21 protein-coding genes and 1 pseudogene are annotated in these 21,558 nt (G+C 61.4%); 15 read left to right on the top strand and 7 right to left on the bottom strand.

The window, feature by feature from the left end; all coding sequences use genetic code 11:
• The first annotated feature begins 190 nt into the window (after positions 1 to 190).
• The 4 genes from dnaK to CGLUCO_RS11590 are packed head-to-tail and all read left to right on the top strand — an operon-like array spanning position 191 to position 4,355.
• Entirely contained in the window at positions 191 to 2,038 is a 1,848-nt protein-coding gene (gene dnaK, locus CGLUCO_RS11605; protein ID WP_034988741.1) for a molecular chaperone DnaK, read from the top strand.
• Entirely contained in the window at positions 2,038 to 2,703 is a 666-nt protein-coding gene (gene grpE, locus CGLUCO_RS11600; RefSeq protein ID WP_084037068.1) for a nucleotide exchange factor GrpE, read from the top strand. Before dnaK ends, grpE begins: the two co-directional genes overlap by 1 nt.
• Before the next feature lie 41 nt (positions 2,704 to 2,744).
• A complete protein-coding gene (gene dnaJ, locus CGLUCO_RS11595) occupies positions 2,745 to 3,920 on the top strand; it encodes a molecular chaperone DnaJ (RefSeq protein WP_084037066.1) in 1,176 nt (391 codons plus the stop codon).
• 36 nt (positions 3,921 to 3,956) lie between these two features.
• Positions 3,957 to 4,355: a heat shock protein transcriptional repressor HspR gene (locus CGLUCO_RS11590; RefSeq protein WP_005393490.1), complete on the top strand. Its 399-nt coding sequence runs from the start codon at positions 3,957 to 3,959 to the stop codon at positions 4,353 to 4,355.
• Between the two features lie 115 nt (positions 4,356 to 4,470).
• Here CGLUCO_RS11590 and CGLUCO_RS11585 read toward each other — a convergent pair whose 3' ends face one another.
• Positions 4,471 to 5,106 carry a hypothetical protein gene (locus CGLUCO_RS11585; protein WP_084037064.1) on the bottom strand — a complete coding sequence of 212 codons (636 nt, stop codon included), beginning with the start codon at positions 5,104 to 5,106 and terminating at the stop codon, positions 4,471 to 4,473.
• A gap of 48 nt (positions 5,107 to 5,154) precedes the next feature.
• Here CGLUCO_RS11585 and CGLUCO_RS11580 point away from each other — a divergent pair, with 48 nt between their 5' ends.
• The gene (locus tag CGLUCO_RS11580; RefSeq protein WP_084037062.1) at positions 5,155 to 5,928 is read left to right on the top strand and encodes a carbon-nitrogen hydrolase family protein; all 774 of its coding nucleotides are present in this window, start codon (positions 5,155 to 5,157) and stop codon (positions 5,926 to 5,928) included.
• Here CGLUCO_RS11580 and CGLUCO_RS11575 read toward each other — a convergent pair.
• The 5 genes from CGLUCO_RS11575 to CGLUCO_RS11555 form a co-directional block, all read right to left on the bottom strand.
• Complete coding sequence (locus CGLUCO_RS11575; protein WP_005388489.1) at positions 5,925 to 6,569, bottom strand: response regulator transcription factor; 645 nt, start codon at positions 6,567 to 6,569, stop codon at positions 5,925 to 5,927. The two genes, CGLUCO_RS11580 and CGLUCO_RS11575, sit on opposite strands and share 4 nt — an antisense overlap.
• Before the next feature lie 3 nt (positions 6,570 to 6,572).
• On the bottom strand, positions 6,573 to 6,695 hold the full coding sequence (locus tag CGLUCO_RS11570; RefSeq protein WP_256381078.1) for a hypothetical protein: 123 nt from the start codon (positions 6,693 to 6,695) through the stop codon (positions 6,573 to 6,575).
• 71 nt (positions 6,696 to 6,766) lie between these two features.
• Complete coding sequence (locus tag CGLUCO_RS11565; protein WP_231285995.1) at positions 6,767 to 7,894, bottom strand: sensor histidine kinase; 1,128 nt, start codon at positions 7,892 to 7,894, stop codon at positions 6,767 to 6,769.
• 265 nt (positions 7,895 to 8,159) lie between these two features.
• Positions 8,160 to 9,308: an FAD-binding oxidoreductase gene (locus CGLUCO_RS11560; RefSeq protein WP_005388494.1), complete on the bottom strand. Its 1,149-nt coding sequence runs from the start codon at positions 9,306 to 9,308 to the stop codon at positions 8,160 to 8,162.
• Complete coding sequence (locus CGLUCO_RS11555; RefSeq protein ID WP_084037058.1) at positions 9,301 to 10,533, bottom strand: YibE/F family protein; 1,233 nt, start codon at positions 10,531 to 10,533, stop codon at positions 9,301 to 9,303. The genes CGLUCO_RS11560 and CGLUCO_RS11555 overlap by 8 nt, the downstream gene beginning before the upstream one ends.
• A gap of 179 nt (positions 10,534 to 10,712) precedes the next feature.
• Between CGLUCO_RS11555 and clpB the strand changes: the two genes are divergently transcribed.
• From clpB to CGLUCO_RS11530, 5 genes are all read left to right on the top strand, one after another.
• Entirely contained in the window at positions 10,713 to 13,268 is a 2,556-nt protein-coding gene (gene clpB, locus CGLUCO_RS11550) for an ATP-dependent chaperone ClpB (RefSeq protein WP_005388496.1), read from the top strand.
• A 91-nt stretch (positions 13,269 to 13,359) separates the two neighbouring features.
• Positions 13,360 to 14,061 carry a queuosine precursor transporter gene (locus CGLUCO_RS11545; RefSeq protein WP_084037056.1) on the top strand — a complete coding sequence of 234 codons (702 nt, stop codon included), beginning with the start codon at positions 13,360 to 13,362 and terminating at the stop codon, positions 14,059 to 14,061.
• Positions 14,062 to 14,186: 125 nt separating this feature from the next.
• Entirely contained in the window at positions 14,187 to 14,777 is a 591-nt protein-coding gene (locus CGLUCO_RS11540; protein WP_143336972.1) for a hypothetical protein, read from the top strand.
• 359 nt (positions 14,778 to 15,136) lie between these two features.
• Positions 15,137 to 15,604 (top strand): pentapeptide repeat-containing protein, encoded by a 468-nt coding sequence (locus CGLUCO_RS11535; protein ID WP_084037054.1) that lies wholly within the window; start codon positions 15,137 to 15,139, stop codon positions 15,602 to 15,604.
• Positions 15,583 to 16,359 (top strand): pentapeptide repeat-containing protein, encoded by a 777-nt coding sequence (locus tag CGLUCO_RS11530; protein ID WP_234985042.1) that lies wholly within the window; start codon positions 15,583 to 15,585, stop codon positions 16,357 to 16,359. Before CGLUCO_RS11535 ends, CGLUCO_RS11530 begins: the two co-directional genes overlap by 22 nt.
• Positions 16,360 to 16,374: 15 nt before the next feature.
• Here CGLUCO_RS11530 and CGLUCO_RS11525 read toward each other — a convergent pair.
• Positions 16,375 to 17,359: pseudogene (locus CGLUCO_RS11525) on the bottom strand (LLM class flavin-dependent oxidoreductase).
• A 181-nt stretch (positions 17,360 to 17,540) separates the two neighbouring features.
• On the opposite strand from CGLUCO_RS11525, the gene CGLUCO_RS11520 reads away from it, so the two are divergent.
• From CGLUCO_RS11520 to CGLUCO_RS11500, 5 genes are read left to right on the top strand one after another with little or no spacing between them, the layout of a single operon-like run.
• The gene (locus tag CGLUCO_RS11520; RefSeq protein ID WP_005388507.1) at positions 17,541 to 18,371 is read left to right on the top strand and encodes a sulfurtransferase; all 831 of its coding nucleotides are present in this window, start codon (positions 17,541 to 17,543) and stop codon (positions 18,369 to 18,371) included.
• 3 nt (positions 18,372 to 18,374) lie between these two features.
• Positions 18,375 to 19,136 carry a type III secretion system chaperone family protein gene (locus CGLUCO_RS11515; protein WP_084037052.1) on the top strand — a complete coding sequence of 254 codons (762 nt, stop codon included), beginning with the start codon at positions 18,375 to 18,377 and terminating at the stop codon, positions 19,134 to 19,136.
• Positions 19,133 to 19,666: an orotate phosphoribosyltransferase gene (gene pyrE, locus CGLUCO_RS11510; RefSeq protein ID WP_005388509.1), complete on the top strand. Its 534-nt coding sequence runs from the start codon at positions 19,133 to 19,135 to the stop codon at positions 19,664 to 19,666. The genes CGLUCO_RS11515 and pyrE overlap by 4 nt, the downstream gene beginning before the upstream one ends.
• Positions 19,659 to 20,300 carry a TrmH family RNA methyltransferase gene (locus tag CGLUCO_RS11505; RefSeq protein WP_084037050.1) on the top strand — a complete coding sequence of 214 codons (642 nt, stop codon included), beginning with the start codon at positions 19,659 to 19,661 and terminating at the stop codon, positions 20,298 to 20,300. The genes pyrE and CGLUCO_RS11505 overlap by 8 nt, the downstream gene beginning before the upstream one ends.
• A gap of 42 nt (positions 20,301 to 20,342) precedes the next feature.
• Entirely contained in the window at positions 20,343 to 21,533 is a 1,191-nt protein-coding gene (locus CGLUCO_RS11500) for a glycoside hydrolase family 76 protein (RefSeq protein WP_084037048.1), read from the top strand.
• Positions 21,534 to 21,558: the final 25 nt, after the last annotated feature.

Here is a 21,558-nt window from a genome sequence, read left to right as displayed (position 1 = left end):
GAGTCGAGGGGGAATAACTTTAGGGAGTCTGCGTTGTACTGAGTGTGAGATTGAGTAGCACACGCTCAAGGCGGCTGGTACAGTTGCTGTTGAAGTTGAGTGAGACTCAATCAAGTCACACCGGCTAGGCGGTGACAGGCCAGGCTGGATGACAAGACAAACGGATTTCGAAAAAGGAGAAGATTTTATTATGGGACGCGCAGTAGGTATTGACCTCGGTACAACCAACTCTGTAGTTGCAGTACTGGAAGGTGGAGATCCCACCGTTATCGCCAACTCTGAGGGCTCCCGCACCACCCCGTCGGTGGTCGGCTTTGCCAAGAACGGCGAGGTACTCGTCGGCCAGTCCGCCAAGAACCAGGCGGTCACCAACGTCGACCGCACCATCCGCTCCGTCAAGCGCCACATGGGCACCGACTGGACGGTAAATATTGATGACAAGAAGTACACGCCGCAGGAGATCTCGGCACGTACACTCATGAAGCTGAAGAGGGACGCGGAAAGCTACCTCGGCGAGGATGTCACGGATGCCGTGATTACCGTCCCCGCATACTTCGAGGACGCACAGCGTCAGGCCACGAAGGAAGCTGGCCAGATCGCCGGACTCAACGTCCTGCGTATTGTGAACGAGCCGACGGCTGCAGCTCTTGCTTACGGCCTGGAGAAGGGCGACAAGGATCAGACGATCCTCGTGTTCGACCTCGGTGGCGGCACGTTCGATGTGTCCCTGCTGGAAATCGGCGACGGTGTCGTCGAGGTGAAGGCCACCGCCGGTGACAACAAGCTCGGTGGCGATGACTGGGATCAGCGCATCGTTGACTGGCTCGTTGACAAGTTCAAGGCCTCCCACGGCATTGACCTGACCAAGGACAAGATGGCCCTGCAGCGTCTGCGCGAGGCAGCGGAGAAGGCAAAGATCGAGCTGTCCTCCTCCCAGTCCGCAACGATTAACCTTCCGTACATCACCGTGGATGCGGAGAAGAACCCGCTGTTCCTGGATGAGACCCTGTCTCGCTCTGAGTTCCAGAACATCACCAAGGACCTGCTGGATCGCACCAAGCAGCCGTTCAACCAGGTGGTCAAGGACGCGGGCATCTCCACGTCGGACATTGACCAGGTCGTCCTTGTCGGTGGTTCCACCCGTATGCCCGCCGTGGCCGACCTCGTTACCGAGCTGACCGGCGGCAAGAAGCCGAACAAGTCCGTGAACCCGGACGAGGTTGTGGCCGTCGGTGCTGCTCTTCAGGCTGGTGTTCTCCGCGGCGACGTGAAGGACGTCCTGCTTCTCGACGTCACCCCGCTTTCCCTCGGTATTGAGACCAAGGGCGGCGTGATGACGAAGATCATCGAGCGCAACACCACCATCCCGAAGCGTGAGACGCAGACCTTCACCACGGCTGAGGACAACCAGCCGAGCGTGCAGATCCAGGTCTTCCAGGGCGAGCGCGAGATCGCTGCTCACAACAAGCTGCTTGGCTCCTTCGAGCTCGGCGGCATTGCCCCGGCACCGCGTGGCATCCCGCAGATCGAGGTCACCTTCGACATCGACGCCAACGGAATCGTCCACGTGACCGCTAAGGATAAGGGCACGGGCAAGGAAAACACGATCACCATCCAGGACGGCTCCGGCCTCTCCCAGGAGGAGATCGACCGCATGATCAAGGATGCGGAGGAGCACGCCGACGCCGATAAGAAGCGTCGCGAGGAGCTCGAGATCCGCAACCAGGCTGAGTCCATGGTCTACTCCACTCGCTCCTTCATGGACGAGAACAAGGACAAGGTCTCCGAGGACATCCGCACCAAGGTGGAGGATGCAGCCAAGGAGGTCGAGAAGGCTCTCGAGGGCGACGATATCGACGCCGTGAAGACGGCCGTCGAGAAGCTGTCCACCGAGTCCCAGGAGATGGGCAAGGCCATCTACGCCCAGGAGGCAGCACAGGGCACGACCGAGGCAGGCGCCGCAGGTGCCGCCGGTGATGACAACGTTGTCGATGCCGAGGTTGTTGACGAAGACGACAACAAGGATGGTGACAAGTAGTGATGGACCCCGAGAACCGCGAGCACCCCACACCCGAGGAGCCCGAGGTGACGGAGTCGGCTGCTGATGCCACCCCCGGTGAGGGCACACTGCCGGAGGCCGATATTGCAGACACCGCCGCAGACGCGGCGGCGGCCTCGCAAACTCACGCTCAGGAAAGCGGAGCACCTGAGGCTAGCGAAGCGCCTAAGACAGCCCCGGAGCCGTCTGCGGAGGAGAAGCTCACCGCGCTCCTCGCAGAGCGCACCGACGACCTCCAGCGCATCAGCGCCGAGTACGCCAACTACCGCAAGCGGGTCGCCCAGGAGAGGCAAGCAACCATCGACCAGGCGACGTCGAATGCGGTGCAGAAGTTCCTCCCCGTCTTCGATGACCTCGATCTGGCGGAGCAGCACGGGGACCTCGCCGAGGGGCCGCTCAAAGCGTTCGCTGGCAAACTCACCGGCATCCTCACCGACCTGAAGGTGACCGCCTTCGGAGAGAAGGGCGACGAATTCAACCCGGAGATTCACGAGGCCGTCCAAGACCTGTCCTCCGGCGACGAGAAGCGCCTCGGTGTGGTTCTGCGCAAGGGCTACATGATCGGCGACCGTCTCCTGCGCACCGCGATGGTCATCATCGACGATGTCGAGGACATCGAGGATGCCAAAACAGACGAAGAATAACTAAATAACGACACAAATTTAAGGAAAGGAGGAGATGCCCAGTGGCAGAAAGCGAATGGGCTAATAAAGACTATTACGCGGACCTGGGGGTCTCCTCGTCCGCAAGCGCGGATGAGATCAAGCGGGCCTACCGAAAGCTGGCGCGTGAGAACCATCCGGACACTAACCCTGGCGATCCCGCCGCAGAAGAGAGGTTCAAGAAAGCCGCCGAGGCCTACGACGTTGTAGGCGATGCCAAGAAGCGCAAGGACTACGACGAGTTCAAAGCCATGGTTGGTTCCGGCCGATTCTTTGGCGGAAACGGAGGCCCGGGCTTCCCGGGCGGGTTTCGCTCGTCGACGAACAGCGCGCCCGGCGGGTTCTCGGACTTCTTCGCCCAAGGCGGATCGGGATTTGCTGGAGAAGGTGGCTTTGGGGATATCCTCGGTGGTCTTTTCAACCGCAGCGGGTCTGCTTCTCGCACGGCGCAGCCGTCGCGGGGGGCCGACGTCGAAACGGAAATAACGCTCGACTTCCGCGAAGCGGTGGAGGGAACCGTCATCCCCATCCAACTGACCGGCGACGCGCCCTGCGGGACGTGCCACGGGTCAGGCTCGAAATCCGGGAATCCCACCACGTGCCCCACGTGCCACGGGTCGGGATTCACCTCAGAGCAAAAAGGTGCGTTCGGTTTCTCCGCCCCCTGCTCCGATTGCGGTGGCAGCGGGCAGAAGATCACCGACCCGTGCACCAACTGTCACGGAACCGGAACCGTGCGCCGGACTCGATCCATCACCGTCCGCATCCCCGCCGGGGTTCGCGACGGTCAGAAGGTTCGACTCGCCGGACAAGGTGAGGCAGGCCCCAACGGGAAACCTTCGGGCGACCTGTTTGTCAACGTCACCGTCCGGCCGGACAAGGTGTTCACCCGTGAGGGCAACGACCTCGAAGTGACGGTCCCCGTCACCTTCGCCGAGGCTGCCCTCGGCGACACCATCACCGTGCCCACCCTGGGGAAACCCGTGAAGGTGAAACTCCCCGCGGGCACCCCCACCGGCCGCACGCTTCGGCTCAAGGGGCGTGGCGTGAAGGGCGGCGACCTCATGATCACCGTCACCGTCACCGTCCCCACCAACCTCGACTCGGCGGCGGCAAGCGCCCTGCGCACCTACGCCCAGGCGGAGAAAGACTCCGGTTTTTCCCCGCGCGAGGATTGGATGAAAAAGAATAACCAGTAGCAGCAACAACCACGAGAATGGCAAAGGAGGTGACGGATGTCTGAGGAAAACAACGCACACGATACCGAAGTCTTCGTCATCTCCGTGGCCGCCGAGCTCGCCGGGATGCACGCCCAAACACTGCGCTCCTACGATCGCATGGGCCTTGTCACCCCGCAGCGCACCCGCGGAGGCGGGCGGCGGTACACCCGGGATGACGTAAAACAGCTCCGGGAAATCCAACGGCTCAGCCACGATGAAGGCGTCAACCTCGCCGGCATCAAGGCGATCACGCGGCTGCAAGAGGAAAAGTCCCGGCTCGAAGCCAAGCTGGCCGAGCTCGAGGCAGAAAACGAAGCACTGCGCGTGAAGCTGGATCGCTCCCCGCGCCGTGGTGGTGAGCTGGTCCACGTGCCGAGCTCCACCGCCGTGGTGTTGTGGAAACGCCGTCGCTAGCTACGAACAAAAAATGGGAACCCCCTGATGGGTTCCCGTTTTTTATGCCTTAATCTTTTTGCCTAGGTTTATTTCCCAGATTTTTGCCTAGGATTGTTCCCCAGCTGTTGCGCCTCTAGGAGGAGCTGGAGGAGGTCGCTTCCTCCGGGGCGTTCTCGGGTTCGAGCGCAATGATCGGGCTGCCGAAGACGAGTCCCGGGTACACGGGGGAGGTGCCGTGCTTGGGGGTGATGGTGATGGTTGTTGCCTCGCCCGGGTTGAGGTACACAGACCACAGCTGGCCGCCGAAGGTGTTGCCCATTTCCTTTTGCGTGGGCTCGTCGACACTCGGCCGGGTGATGGTCACCATGTACGGGGCCTTGGTGCGCCCGCCGACGGTGTTTTCATCGTCGTAGCCAAGGTGGAAGTACAGGGTGGCCTTCTTCGGTGACGTGACGGTCAGCGTCGGGCTTCCTTTGCCCAGGGAGGTGTAGGACTTGGGGCAGTCGGAGCGGTCGAGGTACGTGTCGCCGAAGGTGAGGTCGGTGAGTTCCACCGTCACGGTTGAATCTGCAAGCAGCTTGTTGGTTGTGCCATTGATCAGGGGAAGGTCGTCACCAGCCCAGTTGCAGGTCGTTTCCTTTTCCGGCGCGGGCTGCGTCGCCGCGACACTGATCCCAATAATGGTGGACAGCAGCGTGATGACGCCGAGGACGGCGCCTGCTACCTGTGTGATGTCGAACTGGCCGAGGCCGGGAATGGTGATTTTCATACTCGCCTTTCATGCACGGGTTGTTGTGTTAAGTCTACAATCGCTGCCATGAAAGTTGCGTTGTGTCAGATCAATAGTTCCGGAGACATCGATTCGAACCTCGCCCTCGTGGAGGAGAACGTGCGCACGGCGGCCGCGGAGGGCGCGCGGCTCATCGTGTTCCCTGAGGCCACGATGCACGCCTTCGGCGCCGGTCCCCTCACCGGTTCTGCCGCCCGTTTCGGTTGGTTCACCACCGCCATCCAGTCGCTTGTCGACGACCTGTCGGTTGCGGTTGTCTGCGGCTGCTTCCGCCCGGAGGAGGGGGAACGCGTGTACAACACCGCGCTCATCGCCCGCCCGAACGAGGAACCGCTCCTCTACGACAAGACCCACCTGTACGATGCATTCGGTTTCGCCGAGTCGGACACCGTCGCGCCGGGAGAAAACGTGGTGACCTTCGACTGGGAGGGCATCACCTTCGGTGTCGCCATCTGCTTCGACATCCGCTTCCCCGCACTGTTCAAGAAGATGGCCTGCGCGGGTGCGCAGGCCATTATCGTCCCCACAAGCTGGACGCCGGGCGAGCAAAAGGTGTACCACTGGCGGCTCCTGTCCCGCGCCCGGGCCCTGGACTCCGCCACCTTCATCCTCGCGACGGACCAGGCCTTCCTCGACGACGGCCGCACCGACCCCGTCGGCGTCGGCTACTCCAGCGTCATCGACCCCCTCGGCCAGGTCGTCGCCGAACTGGAGCAAGACGAGGGAATCCTCTACGCAGAACTCGACACCACGGCGGTGGAGAAGGCGCGCCAGAGTCTCCCCGTGCTGGGTGCGGACTAGCCCCCGAACCCGGAACGCAGCGCCTTGACCACGAGGTTGAGGCGCGAACTCGCGCCAAAGTGAGCAATGAGCTTAGACACCTGCTTCTTCACGGTGGACTCGGAATAGCCGGACTTTTCGGCGATTTCGCTGTTGGACAGGCCGTCGCAAAGCAAATCCAGGATGAGACGCTGCGCCTCCGGCAGGTCCTCCGCCACAAGAGGCGGGGCGACGTGCGTCGTGGGGAGGTAGCCCACGAGCCGCGACATAGGCTCGGGGGAGACAACCGTCCCACCGTGTGCGGCCTGGCGGACCGTTTCGATGATGAACGATGCCTCGGCCGATTTGATGATGTAGGCGGCGGCACCATGGGACAGCACCTCAAGCATGATCTCGTCGGAGTCAAGCGAGGTCATGGCCACAAATGTGGGGGGATGCGACATCCGTTTCATGGCACGCAAAAGTTGCACCCCGTCCATGCCAGGCATGTGGATGTCCGCCACGATGACATCAGCCAGGGTGGAGTGCAGAACATCGAGGGCTTCCGACCCATTGCTGGCCGTGCCGACAGTCACGATGTCCTCGGTCGTGGCAAAGTACCGCTCTAGAGTGTCGGTAACAATGTGATCATCGTCAACGACGATGACACGAATCTGGTCCAATTCCTACCTGCACCACACGTTCCCAGGGCAGGTGAAGAACTCGTCGGCGATAGAGATCGCGCTTGCTGCAGGGGCTGCTGCGGTGATGGTAAGAACGGTCAGTGCAGAGGCGATGAAACGCTTCATGAGTAACTCCTTTGTGATTGCTGCCCTCCTATACTAGGCAGCTCGGTCGCAATTTTCCACCTGAGCCGGATTTAGGGCGTGGGCAGGGTCAGCGTCAGTGTCCACATCCGGCCATCATTCTCGGTGTGCACATTTCCGCCAACTCTCTGCGCAAGTTCCGTGATCGAGGGCAGTCCCAAGCCAGAGCTGAACGCCGACGGAGTGAGGGGCAAAATGGAGCGATCCGCGTCGCCGGTCAGCATCTCGTTTTCCATGGAGATAGCCACGGTTTGCTTGCGGTCTGTCACCAAAAGCGTCACCGTCGATCCGGGTTTAGAGTATTTGATCGCATTGATCGATGCCTCGTTGAGGATGTCCGCTATCGCCCGCAAGGTCCGCGCGTTGAAGCGAAGGGCCTCCGCCGGTGCCATGGACACAACATCCACATGCAACCCCACGGACTCGAGCCGCTCTGTGACGATCTCGCAGATCGCGTGGAACGTCGTGGGGGAAGCGGAGTCCGTATGCAGGGCATCCATATCGTTTGTGGACAGCACCTTCATGAGCGCCCGTGTTTCCGACATCGCAGACCGCACGTCCTGCGCGATTTGGTTAAGCTCATGTGCCAACGCCTCATCATGAGCCCGCTCAAGCGCGAGGGCCTCCGAGCGCATCGCGGTGGCGGTGAGAGAACTAGCGACGGAATCGTGCAGGGCCAGCGCCAGTGCCTTGCGGTGCTTGGCCAAGTCCTCCGTCCACTCCTCCACGAGTTTCTCGTGCTTGCGCTGGTAGCGTCCCGCGGCCCAGCCGAACGCCGTGCCCGCGCCGATGATTGCACCCCACACGAGAATGCCCTGTGCACTGGTGCCGTGCTGGAGATCCCGGGGGTCGATGACGCCGATCCCCCACAAACCCAGGCTCACGCAGAGCGTGAGGATCCGGCGGCCCCGAAACGCCACCACGCCCGCAAGGATCGGTGCCAGGAGAACGGAACTCACCAGCCGGTAATCGCTGGCGGCGATGGTGAGGAAGACGACGATAAACAGCGCGGAGCTGACAATAGGGAAGCGGAACGCGGTGAGGGTGAACACGACGAGTGCCGTTCCGGAGGCAATCACCACGGGGTGGACGGCCTCTGGGCGTAGCAGCAGGTTGATGATGAGGACGGTGATACCCGTCATCGCGACGATGACGACCGGCCTGTTCCGCAAGAGATCCATAACACCACAAATAATAAACGCCGCCACCGGCATCGTCTACGGTCGTGCCGGTGGCGGCGTCATCTGTGAGATGATCCCGCGGATATTTGGTAGCTTAACGCCCAAGAAAGGCTACCCCGGTCCGGGACCACCCAAATAAAGGGTGGTTTAGGGAACTCCCCTTTATTATGACCCACCCGCCGGTAGCCAAAGGGGTGTCAAAAGTACCCACTTTGCGGAACTTTCGTTCCCCTTTCGGATACTTTTGGTCCGTGATGGGAGGGGGCTACAGCGCGTTGTACAAGATGTTCTCAGGCGGGGTGCCGCCTTCGACGAGGGCATCGCGCATGTCGGGGATCCAGGCAGGGGGCCCGCCGATGAGGATCTGGCGGTCCGCCCACGTGCCGTAGCGGGGGAGAACCTCCTCCAACGTGCCGTGCTCTGTGAGATTGAGACCGCGCGGGCACTGCGACCACTCGGTGGCACGCACCCACCACTTGTCGGTGTCATGCTCCACCACAGGGGTGACCGTAAGCCACGGGGCGGTTGCGGCGACCTCCCACAAAGTGCGCAGATCGTACAGTTCACCGGGGTACTCAGCGCCAAAGAACAGGTGAACGCGCGCAGGATTCAGCTGGCCCACCTGGGAGAGGATAAGGGAGCGAAGCGGCGCGAGCCCCACGGAGTTCGCAATCATGAGCACATCCCTGTCTCCGTCGATAGACGCGCGCCCGTACGGGTTGCCCAGCAGCCACTTATCGCCGATGCGGGAATTGGCCAGTGGCACGGAGGACAGACCACCCTCATTCGTGCGCACGTGGAATTCCATTTCCCCGGTCTCCGTCGGTGGCAGGGCCGACGTGTAGAAGCGCCAGATGCCGGGGGTGACCTCCGAAGAAATGGGGAAGTAGGAGCCGGGTTGGAAGTCGATGGGCGTGCGCGTCTTCAAGCGGACGACGGAAATCCGCCGGCAGCGGCGCTGCACATCGACAACGGTGGCGGTGTAATTGCGGGGAATACCTGCGGCATCATCACGCGCGATGGACCGCGCAAGCAAGGTGGACACCTCACCGAGGGCGGTGTCGGCCCCGTTGAGATACTTAAACTGCAGGTCGGAGCACAAAGTGAGAAGCGAATCGCGGAGGCACTCCACAAAGGGGTGGAAGTAGCGCGGCGAGACATTATATTTACGGTGATCTTTGCCTAGCTGGGTGATGAGCGTGCGCATCTCATCGGTCAGGTGCCCGTCCACCGGCGTGCGGTCGAACACGAAGGAGAGAACTCGCCCCAGGTCTGCATGGACATTTTCCTTGTGCAGTGGGAATACGAGCATCGTCTCCGGGCACTTGTCAAAGAAGTTGGCGCGCACGTGTTCATGGAACTCGGGGGAAACAGAACGCAGCCGCTCGGCTACGGGTGAAAGCGTGTCATTCACTGTGCGTCGTCCTTTGGGCGTGATTTAGCCATTGCTTACTTTTATCGTAGTGTAATGACTTTTTGCGCGCGGGGATGACGAGTGCCGCAATAAATGTGGTTAAGGGGACAGCGCACACAATCGCCAGCGCGCCGGTGCCGGAACGCAGCAGCTCTGTGGCCACCTGGTCGCCGGTGAGGATGAGGCCGGCGGAGCGCGAGGAAACGGACTGTAATAACAGCATCGGCAGCGCGGTGCCCGTGTACGTCAAGACGAGTGTGTACGTCATGGAGGAGACGTGGTCGCGGCCGACCTTCATGGCGGAGGTGAATAGTGACCACGGCCGCGCGCCGGGGTCGGCGGTGGACAGCTCCTGCACGGTGGATGCCTGGGCAACCGTGACATCGTTGAGGCCGCCGACGGCGCCGATGATGAAGCCGCACAGCATGACGCCGAGGATCTGCACCTCAGGGAGGTAAAGGACGAGGTTGAGATTCTCGTCGTCGCCAAGCCCCCGCAGGTTGGTGGTGCCGATCGCCCACGTGGCGAGGACGGCGGTCACGAGGATGGACAGCAAGGTGCCGGACAGTGCCGAGGCGGATTTCCAGTTGAGGCCGTGGACGAGGGGGACGGAGACGATGATGATGGCGCTCACTGCGGTGACGGCCAGGGGGATCGCGGGTTCGCCGTGGAGCAGCGCGGGCACAAGAAACACGACGACCACGCCCAGGGAGTAGGTGAGCCCGATGAGAGAGCGGAGTCCGTACCAGGCGGCGAGGGCGATGATGGCGAGCCCGATGACGATCCCCCAGATCGCCAGCGGGATGGCGCGCTGGTAGTCCCCGAAGGCGTAGGTGTAGCCGTCGGGGGTGGCGGTCTGGGTGAGGAGAATCTTGTCGCCGACGTTAAGCTGCGGTTCGCCGACCACGTCGTGGGTGACGAGCTGCGTGGAGATGCCTTCGTTGGGCCCACCGGTGATGGCCACGGTGTTGCGCTTGCAGCCGGTGTCGTTGGGCGGCGGGCAGCCGCCCTCGTCCACGGTGGTCACCGTGCCGGGGACGTAGTTCTGGTTGAGGGCGAAGTTGGCGGTGAATGACTCGTTGATGGCGGGCGCGGTGGACGGCGGCCAGTAGGCGGCGAGTCCGATGAGCGTGAGGAGGGTGCTTATGCCGATGAATACGAGGAGCGCCAGCTGCGCGCCGGTAAAGCCGCTGCGGCGACTGTCCTGGTGTCCGTGTTTGGCCATCGTTGTGCTCCTAAGCCGTGGGGATATCGAATCCTAACTAGGATACGTTTTCAATAACCGGAGGGGAAACCGAGGAGTAAAGTTGAGTCAAAGCGACTCAAAAATATTTTTCCTTGAGTGGAACATACTCAACTTGTGGTGCGTTATAGATGATAGGTAAAGAAAAGGAGCAATAAACCATGAGTGATTTCACACCAACAACTAAAACAGGGGAGGCCCTGCAGACAGCACTGCAGCTCGCTTCCGGAAAAGGTAACCCGGATATCCGCCCCGCGCATATCCTCGTCGCTATCGTTGAGCAGCAGGACGGCGTCGCCGCCCCGGTGCTTAAGGCCGCAGGCGTAGACCCGCAGGTGATTGCCACCGAGGCTCGCAAGCTTGTTGAGGGCTACCCCTCGGCGTCGGGCTCGAACATGACGAACCCGAACTTTAACCGCAGTGCCCTCAACGCCTTCAACGCCGCGCAGGAACTCGCCGGTGAACTAGGCGACGAATATGTGTCCACCGAGGTGCTCCTCGCGGGCATCGCGCGCGGCGATTCGGATGCAGCAAAGATGCTTGCCCGCCACGGCGCCACGTACGAGAACATTAAAGCGGCTTTCGAGCAGGTCCGCGGTGGTCACAAGGTCACCAACGCCGATCCGGAAAACCAGTTCCAGGCGCTGGAGAAGTACTCCACGGATCTGACGGAGCGCGCCCGCCAGGGCAAGATTGACCCGGTGATCGGCCGTGATCAGGAGATCCGCCGTGTTATGCAGGTGCTGTCCCGCCGGACGAAGAACAACCCGGTGCTCATCGGCGAGCCCGGTGTCGGTAAGACGGCTATCGTCGAAGGCCTTGCCCGCCGCATCGTTGCGGGCGATGTCCCGGAGAGCTTGAAGAACAAGCGCCTCATTAGCTTGGATTTGGGCTCGATGGTCGCCGGTGCGAAGTACCGCGGCGAGTTCGAGGAGCGCCTGAAGGCGGTTCTTGAGGAGATTAAGAACGCTGAAGGTGAGATCGTCACCTTTATCGACGAGCTGCACACTATCGTCGGCGCGGGTGCGACCGGTGATTCCGCAATGGATGCCGGCAACATGATTAAGCCCCTGCTCGCCCGCGGTGAGCTGCGTCTTGTCGGTGCGACCACGCTCGACGAGTACCGCAAGTACATCGAGAAGGATGCAGCGCTGGAGCGCCGCTTCCAGCAGGTGTACGTCGGCGAACCGTCCGTCGAAGACGGCATCGGAATTCTCCGTGGCCTGAAGGAGCGTTATGAGGTGCACCACGGCGTCCGCATCCAGGACTCTGCCCTAGTCGCCGCCGTGACGCTGTCCGATCGCTACATCACCAACCGCTACCTGCCGGATAAGGCCATTGACCTGATCGACGAGGCCGCGTCCCGCCTGCGCATGGAGATCGACTCCTCGCCGCAGGAGATCGACGAGGCCGAGCGCATCGTCCGCCGCCTCGAGGTGGAAGAGCTGGCGCTGCAGAAGGAGACGGACGCCGCCTCCAAGGAGCGTCTGGAAAAGCTCCGCCGCGAGCTCGCCGACGAGAAGGAAAAGCTCTCCGAGTTGCGCGCACGCTGGGCCAACGAGAAGGAGGCTATCAGCCACGTGCAGAAGGCGAAGGAGGAACTCGACCGCCTGCGCACGGAAAGCGAGGAGGCGGAGCGCGAAGGCGACCTGGCCAAGCTCTCCGAGATCCGCTACGGCAAGATTCCGGCTGCCGAGAAGGCCCTGCAGGAAGCCGAGGATGTGGTGAACAAGGAGCAGGACACGATGCTGACGGAGGAGGTCACCCCGGACACGATCGCCGAGGTTGTCTCCGCCTGGACGGGCATCCCCGCCGGCAAGATGCTGCAGGGTGAAACCGAGAAGCTGCTTTATATGGAGGATGTCCTCGCCGGCCGTGTTGTCGGTCAGAAGCAGGCCGTCACCGCGGTCTCGGATGCGGTCCGCCGCGCCCGCGCCGGTGTCGCCGATCCGAACCGCCCGACCGGTTCCTTCCTCTTCCTCGGCCCCACGGGTGTGGGTAAGACGGAGCTGGCCAAGGCGCTCGCGGAGTTCCTCTTCGACGATGAGCGCGCCATGGTCCGCATCGATATGTCCGAGTACGGCGAGAAGCACTCCGTTGCCCGCCTCGTCGGCGCTCCCCCCGGATACGTCGGCTACGACCAGGGTGGTCAGCTCACCGAGGCTGTTCGTCGCCGCCCGTACACGGTTGTGCTTTTCGACGAAGTGGAGAAGGCCCATCCCGACGTCTTCGATATCCTCCTGCAGGTTCTCGATGACGGCAGGCTTACCGACGGCCAGGGGCGCACGGTCGACTTCCGCAACACGCTGTTGATCCTCACCTCGAATCTTGGTGCCGGTGGTACCAAGGAGCAGATGATGGATGCCGTGAAGCGGACGTTCAAGCCGGAGTTCGTCAACCGCCTCGACGATGTGGTGATCTTCGACTCCCTTACAAAGGAGCAGCTCACCGGCATTGTCGACATCCAGGTTGGCCAGCTTGCCGAGCGCCTCGCCGCCCGCCGCCTCACGCTGCAGGTCTCCGACGCCGCCAAGAGCTGGCTTGCCGACCGCGGCTACGACCCCGCCTACGGCGCGCGCCCGCTGCGTCGCCTCATCCAGCAGGCCATCGGCGATACCCTCGCCCGCAAGCTGCTGGCCGGCGACGTCCGCGACGGTGACACCGTCCACGTCGATGTTGCAGACGGTGGCGAGCACCTCGACATTGAATCGAGGTAACGCACAAAAAATCCGCAGTTCACGCGAACTGCGGATTTTTGTCGGTTCTGGGTGCGCCTCAGGCTAGCAGCTACCTGTACCCTTTTAGTCCATGACAACGAATAACCCCGGGTCTGGGCAGGGCGCAGTCGCAGCGGCTGCGTCCGGTAACACCAGGCACATTGAAATCCAGCGATCGCTGTACACCCCGCTCGTGGTGGTGTTTGTGGTCGTTTTCCTTATCTCTAACATCAACGCGACCAAGGGCGTGGAAATCGGCCCCTTCGTCCTCGACGGCGCGTTCTTCCTCTTCCCGCTGGCCTACGTCGTCGGCGACGTGCTCAGCGAATGCTTCGGTTTCCGCGCCACCCGCCGCGCCATCTTCTTAGGCTTCGGCTGCATGCTCCTCGCTGTGGTTGCCTTCTATATCGGCATCGCCCTTCCGCCGGCCTCCTTCTATGACGGCCAGGAGGCCTTCGCCGCCGTCGTCGGGCTTGTTCCCCAAATCGTCGCCGCGTCTCTCGCTGGCTACCTCGTGGGCCAGCTCCTCAACTCGTGGACGCTCGTCAAAATCAAGTTTCGCACGGGCGAAAAGACCCTGTGGGCACGCCTGATCGGCTCAACCGTGGTGGGGGAGCTCGGTGATACGGCCATCTTCTGCACCATCGCCGCGCCCGTCATCGGCATCGACTCGGTGGGTGCCTTCCTCAACTACGTCATCGTCGGCTTCGTCTGGAAGACCATGATCGAGGTCATCATGCTCCCCATCACCTATCCTGTGATCAACTGGGTTAAGCGCCGGGAGAATTACTAGATGTGAAGCAGTTGTGGACCTTCTCATTCAGTTTGATCCCAATTTGAAACGAGAGAAAAGGCGTGGTTGATAGTGTTTCTGTAAACTGAGATTCAGAATATGCTTCAAACCGGTCGGAGAAATTCATGAAAGGGCTACTACTACTCGCGGTTGCACTTGCTAGTTTGCTCTCTTCGTCTTTTGTCTTTCCAGCTGTGGCATTGGAATCGACACCTGCGGATGATTATGTTGCGAATAGAAACGAGCCTTCGATCGAAGAGAAGTTAGAGTCTCTGGCGAACGCTCGTCCTGATAGAGATGATGCGGGCTGGGGGTGGGAAAAAATCTCTAAGAAACACAACATAAAAAACGTCAAAATTTTAGAAGCAATTGTGCGTTTGGATCGGGCACCTGTTGAGAGTTCGATAGAAAAAGGGAATTTCAAGTCAACCTCCAAGGTTAGGTTTTACGACTGTGGCTTTGTAGTTAACGGGGTAGGGGGCCAATGTCGCCAAATTTATACCCCAATTTTCGTAAGCGAGGTATTTCGTCCACTTTCCCAACCATATTACAAAGGAGTTCGTGCTCAAACGAGAAAGAGAGGCGTGAAAGATAATCATCCGGTAGGCGTTGTAACCGCATGGTGTCACCGTGATTCAGAGGACGCTTCTGGGAAGAACTTTTCCCGCTGTCCTGATTATGTCAATACGACTAAGGAGTTTGGGAAATGGCAGTAGACTCCGCAGCCGAATTCAGGTTGAGCTCTCTTACGCTGTATTCTCATGATTTGGCTTCCGCTAGACGGGCTGTCAATCGTTTATTTGAACTGCTAGATGGTGACACAACTGGAAGTGGTGCGCTCTCGCAAGCAATAGTCACATCGCTTATTTCTTTCGCGCAAGATGGCGAGGCGCGCATTCCTCCCGCCGCGAGGACTCAGCTGGTTAGCGATATTCTAACTGGACTTTTTTTACGAATTGAAAGACCTCTGTTTAGACAGTGGTCTGCGTATGGGTCAATTCGGAGAACACTGCAGAGCGAGACTCGGAGGGGATACGCTAGGAATATTCACCTGATGAATGGCAGAGATGTTTGCATGCCTATTTCATTTCTTCATGCTGATGGGGGCAAGGTCGGAGGAGGAGACCTTTCACAGCTTGATGCGCAGTATTCAAGTTTTCAGAACGCAGAGTTCAGTGGTGTCACGGCAGTGGGAACGCTCTTCGCTGCAGCCACCTTCTCGGCAGCGATATTGGAAGGCGATTTTGAGGGTGCGGATTTCACGGATGCTATCATGTGCGGAAGCCGTCTCTGCGGTAACTTTCGCAATTGTATCTTCCATGGCAGCGATCTGAGAAAATCTGACCTTAGCGGTAGCGACCTCTTAGGGGCGGATTTCTCCGATTGTGACGTTTCAGGAGTGAGTTTTCGCCATTGCCGTGTAAGCACCGATTTTCTATTGGGCGTTGGAATTTTGGAGGGCGTAACGCTCCCTAACGGGAGAAGAAGTGACAGGTTTACCCCGCAGCAATTATCGGAAATGTGGCCTGGTCTGGGGTGTTAGCGATGGATTTGGCAAGTCATGAATTTCCGGCTCATGAGATATCGCTTCTGTATACGATGTTTGACGAATGTGACAAAAGTGTGAAGATATCTCAAAATTTAGGGGCAATTATTGGGTTGCTGAACAGGCCTGGCAGATTCGCGGAAAGTCGTAGCTTCGAGTCTGTGAGAACGTATGCGTTAAGTGGTCTGCTGGATCGGATCTACTATAAAAATGGAAATTTTTACTTCTGTACTGACCAGGTCGAATTTTCCTGGGAATGCCTGAAAAACGTGAAAATTGGATATTGCTCGGTGGATTTTTCTGCTATGACATTTGCCAACGTGGAGCTGCATTTTGGGATTGATTTGGTTGATACCAGGGAATTGTACTTCGACCATTGCGATCTCTCGGGCAGTCAATTTAGTGGCGAAATGAAGGAATGCAGTTTCGAAGGCTGTGATTTGCAGAGCGTCTATTTCGAATACGTAGATTTCGACTGCGTGCAATTTGTAGACTGCGATTGTCGTTATGCTTCGCTGCACTGTTGTGATTTGGATGGGGTTTGTTTTGTTGGAAGCGATCTCCGTGGTGTCCAACTAAATACTGGTGACTTTGCGTATGGGGTTGATGGTACTTCTGCTGAAAATGTCACTTTCCGTGATGTACTGATTGATAGGTGGACCGTGCTTCCTGATGGTATGACGGTGGGTAGAAACGGTGCTGAGGATGTCCAGCACCGTTGGCCAGGAATAGTTGTGGAAGATTGCGACTAAGTGTGAGAAGGCCTTCTAAGTATTAGCGGGCTCCCACCCCAGCGCCGGGGCAACGTGCTCGGCGAAGGCCTGCAAAATTTTTACATTCAGGTCGACCCCATGGTGTTCGGAGCGGTCAGCATCAACGTATCTGCGTCCATCACCGCACGGTCTGCTCGGAGCTTTTGGACGAGCACATCCGGCTCAGCCGCATACGTCTTCCCAAACGTGACCTGCCTGCCCTCACCCAGCGGCCCAATCTGGTCCTTGCTGGAACCCTGAAGGGAGAAGAGACGGCGAGTCTCGTCGTCGACAAGCGAAAAGACGGTGCGGGAGACGGAGACCCGGGGGCTCCCAGTTGTGGCCTAGGCCTCGCGGTACTGGCGGATCTGCTCGGCCTGGATGTCGCCGAGGGTGGAACTCATGAGGCTGACGCCGTCCTTTGCGGCCTTTACGGCCGTGGCGTTCGTGCCGGAGCCCCACCAAATGCGCCGGTCGAGGCCCGGGGAGTGGGGCCGGGCTGGTACATCTGCGGGTACTGGTTTTCCAGCGAGTCAGCCTCGGCGGTGCCCTCGCCGCGGATGGCAGACAGGAAGAGCTTGAACTTGGCGCGCGCCATGTCGGAGGCGTTGGCTTCCGCAGCGGCGTAACCGAAGACGCGCCAGCCGTCCTTGGCGGGCTCGGGTGACCCGCAGGATACGCCGAGTGCCACGCGCCCGTCCGCGAGCTGATCCAACGCCGCCGCCTCCTCGGCGAGGTAGAGCGGGTTTTCGTAGCGCATGTCGATAACGCCGGTGTCCACCTCTATATGTTTGGTGGAGTCGGCTATCGCGCCGAGCAGCGGCATTGGGGAAGCCGCCTGCGGGGCGAAGTGGTGCACGCGGAAGTAGGCGCCGTTTACGCCGAGGTCATCGGTGGCCTGTGCGAGGTCAAGAGATTGTTTGAGGGCGTCCGCGCCGCTGATGCCGCGCTGGCGGCCGATTGCGAAGTCTCCAAAGCTCAAGAATCCAAATTTCTTCATGCCGCAATTGGATGTGACGTGTCAACAAAATGGAAGGTGGCGGGGAAAGTGGTAGGACACGTGTCCAGGTTTCCTGGGGCTTTGGTCGGCGGGTGGCTCTGGCCCGTGGCGAGGTGCCTGGGATCCCTCGGCAAACGCGGCAGGGTAGGCAAAATGCGGGGAGGCATTTAAAATTGGGGCCATGAGTATCCTCGTGACCCCTGAAGAGCTGAAAGCCAACCTGCAAAAGGGCGGGAAGCAAATCCTCCTACACGCGATGTACGAGGAAACCCGCAGCGACGGGTTTGCCATGTTCAACGCGTCCCACATCCCCACCGCGCTGTTCTGCGACGCGGCCAACGCGCTCGCCGGCACCCCGAGCAAGCTCGGCGGCCGCAACCCGCTGCCGAATCCGGATATCCTCCAGCGCTGGTTCGACCGCTGGGGCCTGGGCGATGATCACCACGTCATCTGCTACGACGAGGCGCGCGGCATCCTCGCCGCCCGCGCCTGGTTCGTGCTGCGCTGGGCGGGCGTCAAGAACGTCTCCGTCCTCGACGGCGGCCTGACCAAGTGGCGTGAGCTGAAGTACCCGCGCATGGGCGGCCCCGGCAACCCGCGCTCGCTGGGGGCGCTGAAGGTCGATCCGGGCCACATGCCGATCGTGACCACGGAGGACGTGAAGAAGCATTCAGGTCTGCTCGTCGATACGCGCGGGCGCAACCGCTTCACCGGCAAGACGGAGCGCCTGGATCTCAAGGCGGGCCACATCCCGGGCGCGGTGAACGTGCCCACGGCGGATTTCCTCAACGAGGACGGCACCTTCAAGGATCCGCAGGTCATCCGCCAGGCCTTCGACTCGAAGGGGATTACGGACGCCTCCGATGTCATCATTTACTCGGGCTCCGGCCTGCACTCGGCGCAGGGCCTGATCGCCATGGAGCTGGCGGGCCTGCCGGGCGCCGCCACCTACCTCGGCGGCTGGTCGCAGTGGTGCGCCGATCCGAAGAACCCCGTGGCAACGGGTGATTAGTTCATGCGGCTAGCGCTTATTGTCCTTGCCCTCGTCCTCCTCGCCGTCGGCATCTACCTGCTGCGCGCGCCGGGCGGTCGGGGGCAGCTGAAGGCGTGGGCCGCTGCTAACGGCTTCGAGGTTGTCCCGTCGGTGCCGGGTTTTCCGGCCTCGCCCGCAGCCCGTGGCATCGTTGGTGGCTACGAGGCGGCCGCCGGTAACTGCCTGTGTGGCCTGCGCCGCGACGAGTCGGCAGGCCCGTCGGTGACGTTCACGCGCGGGGCCGATGGGTTCTCCGTCGAGGCCAGCGAGCCCGCGGGTCGCCGTTTCCTCGACTCGCGTGTCGACGCCGCCCTGGCCACCCTTCCCGCCGAGGTCACCCGTGTGTCCGTCGATGGGGAGTGGGTGCGTGCTGAGGGCAGCCCAGACGCCTTCGAGTCCCTCCAATTGCTTGCCGACGCCGCCTACGCGCTTCCTCCCGCAGGTGGCTACCGCGAACGCACCGCCCCAGAGTCGGACCCGACGCGCCCGGTGCGGGCCATTCGCGCCCAGCGGGACGACCAGGGCGTCGACAAGCCAAAGGTAGAGCTCCCACAACGAGCCGTCGGGGCGACGCTCGGGCAAGCCGACGACTACGTCGTCGCCGCAGATGACGTGGTACCCATCGCCGACGGTTCCCGCCGTATCGATCCGGCACCCCAGACCGGCCCCGCGCCGGCGAAAGCCACCCGCAAGATGGAGCCGAGCTCTATTTTTGACGAGGGCTGTGGCACACTAGATTCGTGACTGAAAAAGAAGAACTCGCCCAGCTTGTGACCGACCTCTGCGTAGTCCGCGGAAAGGTCACCCTGTCCAGCGGCAAGGAAGCCGATTACTACGTCGACCTGCGCCGCGCCACCCTCCACCACCGCGCCTCGAAGCTCATCGGAAAGCTCATGCGCGAGATGGTTGCAGACCTTGAGTTCGACGCCGTCGGCGGCCTCACCATGGGCGCCGACCCGGTCGCCGACGCCATCATGCACGCCGACGGCCGCCCGATCGATGCCTTCATCGTGCGCAAGGAAGCCAAGAAACACGGCATGCAGCGCCGGATCGAGGGCCCGGACATCGCCGGCAAGAAGGTGCTCGTCGTGGAGGACACCACGACCACCGGCAACTCCCCGCTGACCGCCGCCAAGGCCTGCGTCGAGGCGGGCGCCGAGGTCGTCGCCATCGCCACCGTCGTCGACCGTGAGACCGGTGCCGACGCCGTTCTCGCCGAGGCCGGCTACGAGTACCGCCACCTCCTGGGGCTGAAGGACCTCGGCCTTGACTAAAGGCCCAACCGAATGGGGAGAAGGCCGCCACGGGGTTGGCCCCTGGGACGGCCCGCTTCCCACAGATCCCCGCTACGACCCGGAACTACTCGCCGAGGGTGACCACCGCAACGTCGTCGACGCCTACCGGTACTGGACCCGCGAGGCCATCGTCGAGGATGTCGACACGCGCCGCCACCCGCTGCACATCGCGATCGAAAACTTCGAAAACGACATGAACATCGGCACCGTCGTGCGCACCGCCAACGCGTTCGCTGTGGACACCGTCCACATCGTGGGCCGTCGGCGCTGGAATCGTCGCGGAGCCATGGTCACCGACAGGTACCAGCACCTCATGCACCACGACACCATCGCCGACCTCATCTCGTGGGCAAATGAACAGGACCTTCAGGTCCTGGCGATAGATAACATCCCCGGGAGCGTTCCACTCGAGACCGCGACGCTACCCGAGCGCTGCCTCCTCCTCTTCGGCCAGGAGGGCCCCGGCGTCACCCCAGAAGCCCAGGACGCGGCGGTGATGACGCTGTCCATCGCCCAGTTCGGATCCACCCGCTCCATCAACGCCGGCGTCGCCGCGGGAATCGCCATGCACACCTGGATCAGGCAGCATGCGGATCTCAGCCGGGCGTGGTAGAACTCATGTAATAAACCAACGCGCGTCAGCGAAGGAACTAATGTGTTAGAGATTTGGGCCCACAGGGCCGACCTTGCAGAGGCCGCGATCAACGATCGCCACGCCTCCAAAGTGTGGGGTATCCCGGGAACCAACCTGGGCGTTGTCGCCTGGCCGTCGGCCAGCCGCGATGAACTTTTCTTGCACTGGCATTACTGGTGGCAAGCCCACTACCTCGACTGCCAAATCGATGCTTTCAACCGCGGTGCCACCAACGTCCGCGCCAAACGGCTCACCCGCACGGTGCGCGGCATCCGCCTGCGCAACCTCGGCCCCCTGACACGCAACCGCTACTACGACGACCGCGCCTGGATGGCCCTCGCCCTCGGCCGGATGCGCGGCCTTCCCCGTGTCCACCCGCCGTCAACGCTCGACGCCCTGGAGATGGACATCATCGCTGGCGTCGACCCCAACCTTGGCGTCCTGCCCTGGAAGACGGGTGCTAGCTTCTTCAACGTGCCCGCCAACGGCCCGATGGCCATCATGTGCGCCCGCAGCGGTCGCCTCGACCTCGCCGTCTCCGTCACCGACTGGATCAGCCGCAACCTCATCAACGATGACGGCATCGTCATGGACGGCGTCCGCATGAGCATGCACGGACCCGAGGTCGTCACCGATATCCACCCCTACAACCAGGGCACCTTCATGGGCGCGGAGCTGGAGATCGCGCTCGCACTGCGTGGACAGTCCGCCACGCCCGTCGAGAACCTCGAGTACGCCGAGGCTGACTCCGCCGACGCCTACATCCCGCACATCATGCTCATCCGCGACCTCGTGCAGTCCACGGCAACCCACCTCGCCTCCACGCACTACGTCCTCAACTGGCCCACAACCGGCGGCGACGGCGGGCTATTCAACGGCATCCTCGCCCGCTACCTCGCAGACATCGCCCTGCGCCTGCCCGCCGATAGCCACCTGAACCGCGCCACTAAGCGCCTCGCCGCCCGCATGGTGCTGAACTCCGCCGAATCCGAGTGGCGACACCGCCTCGAAGTCGACGGCCTGCCAGTTTTTTCCAACCACTGGGACACCGATGCCCAGCTGCCGCGCAATGCCGTTCCCGCCACGAGCGAGCGCGGAACGATTCTTGGCTCGACCGTGCCGGAGCGTGACCTCTCTGTCCAGCTGTCCGGCTGGATGCTCATGGAGGCCGCCGCGCGGGTGTCGGAGAAATACTCCGCTACGCGTGTGTGATAACGGTCATGGACGACAAATTCTC

The sequence above is a fragment of the Corynebacterium glucuronolyticum DSM 44120 genome (assembly GCF_030440595.1).
GTDB lineage: Bacteria > Actinomycetota > Actinomycetes > Mycobacteriales > Mycobacteriaceae > Corynebacterium > Corynebacterium glucuronolyticum.
Note: the sequence above shows the minus strand (reverse complement) of the source record. Positions and strands in the feature narration are given on the sequence as shown.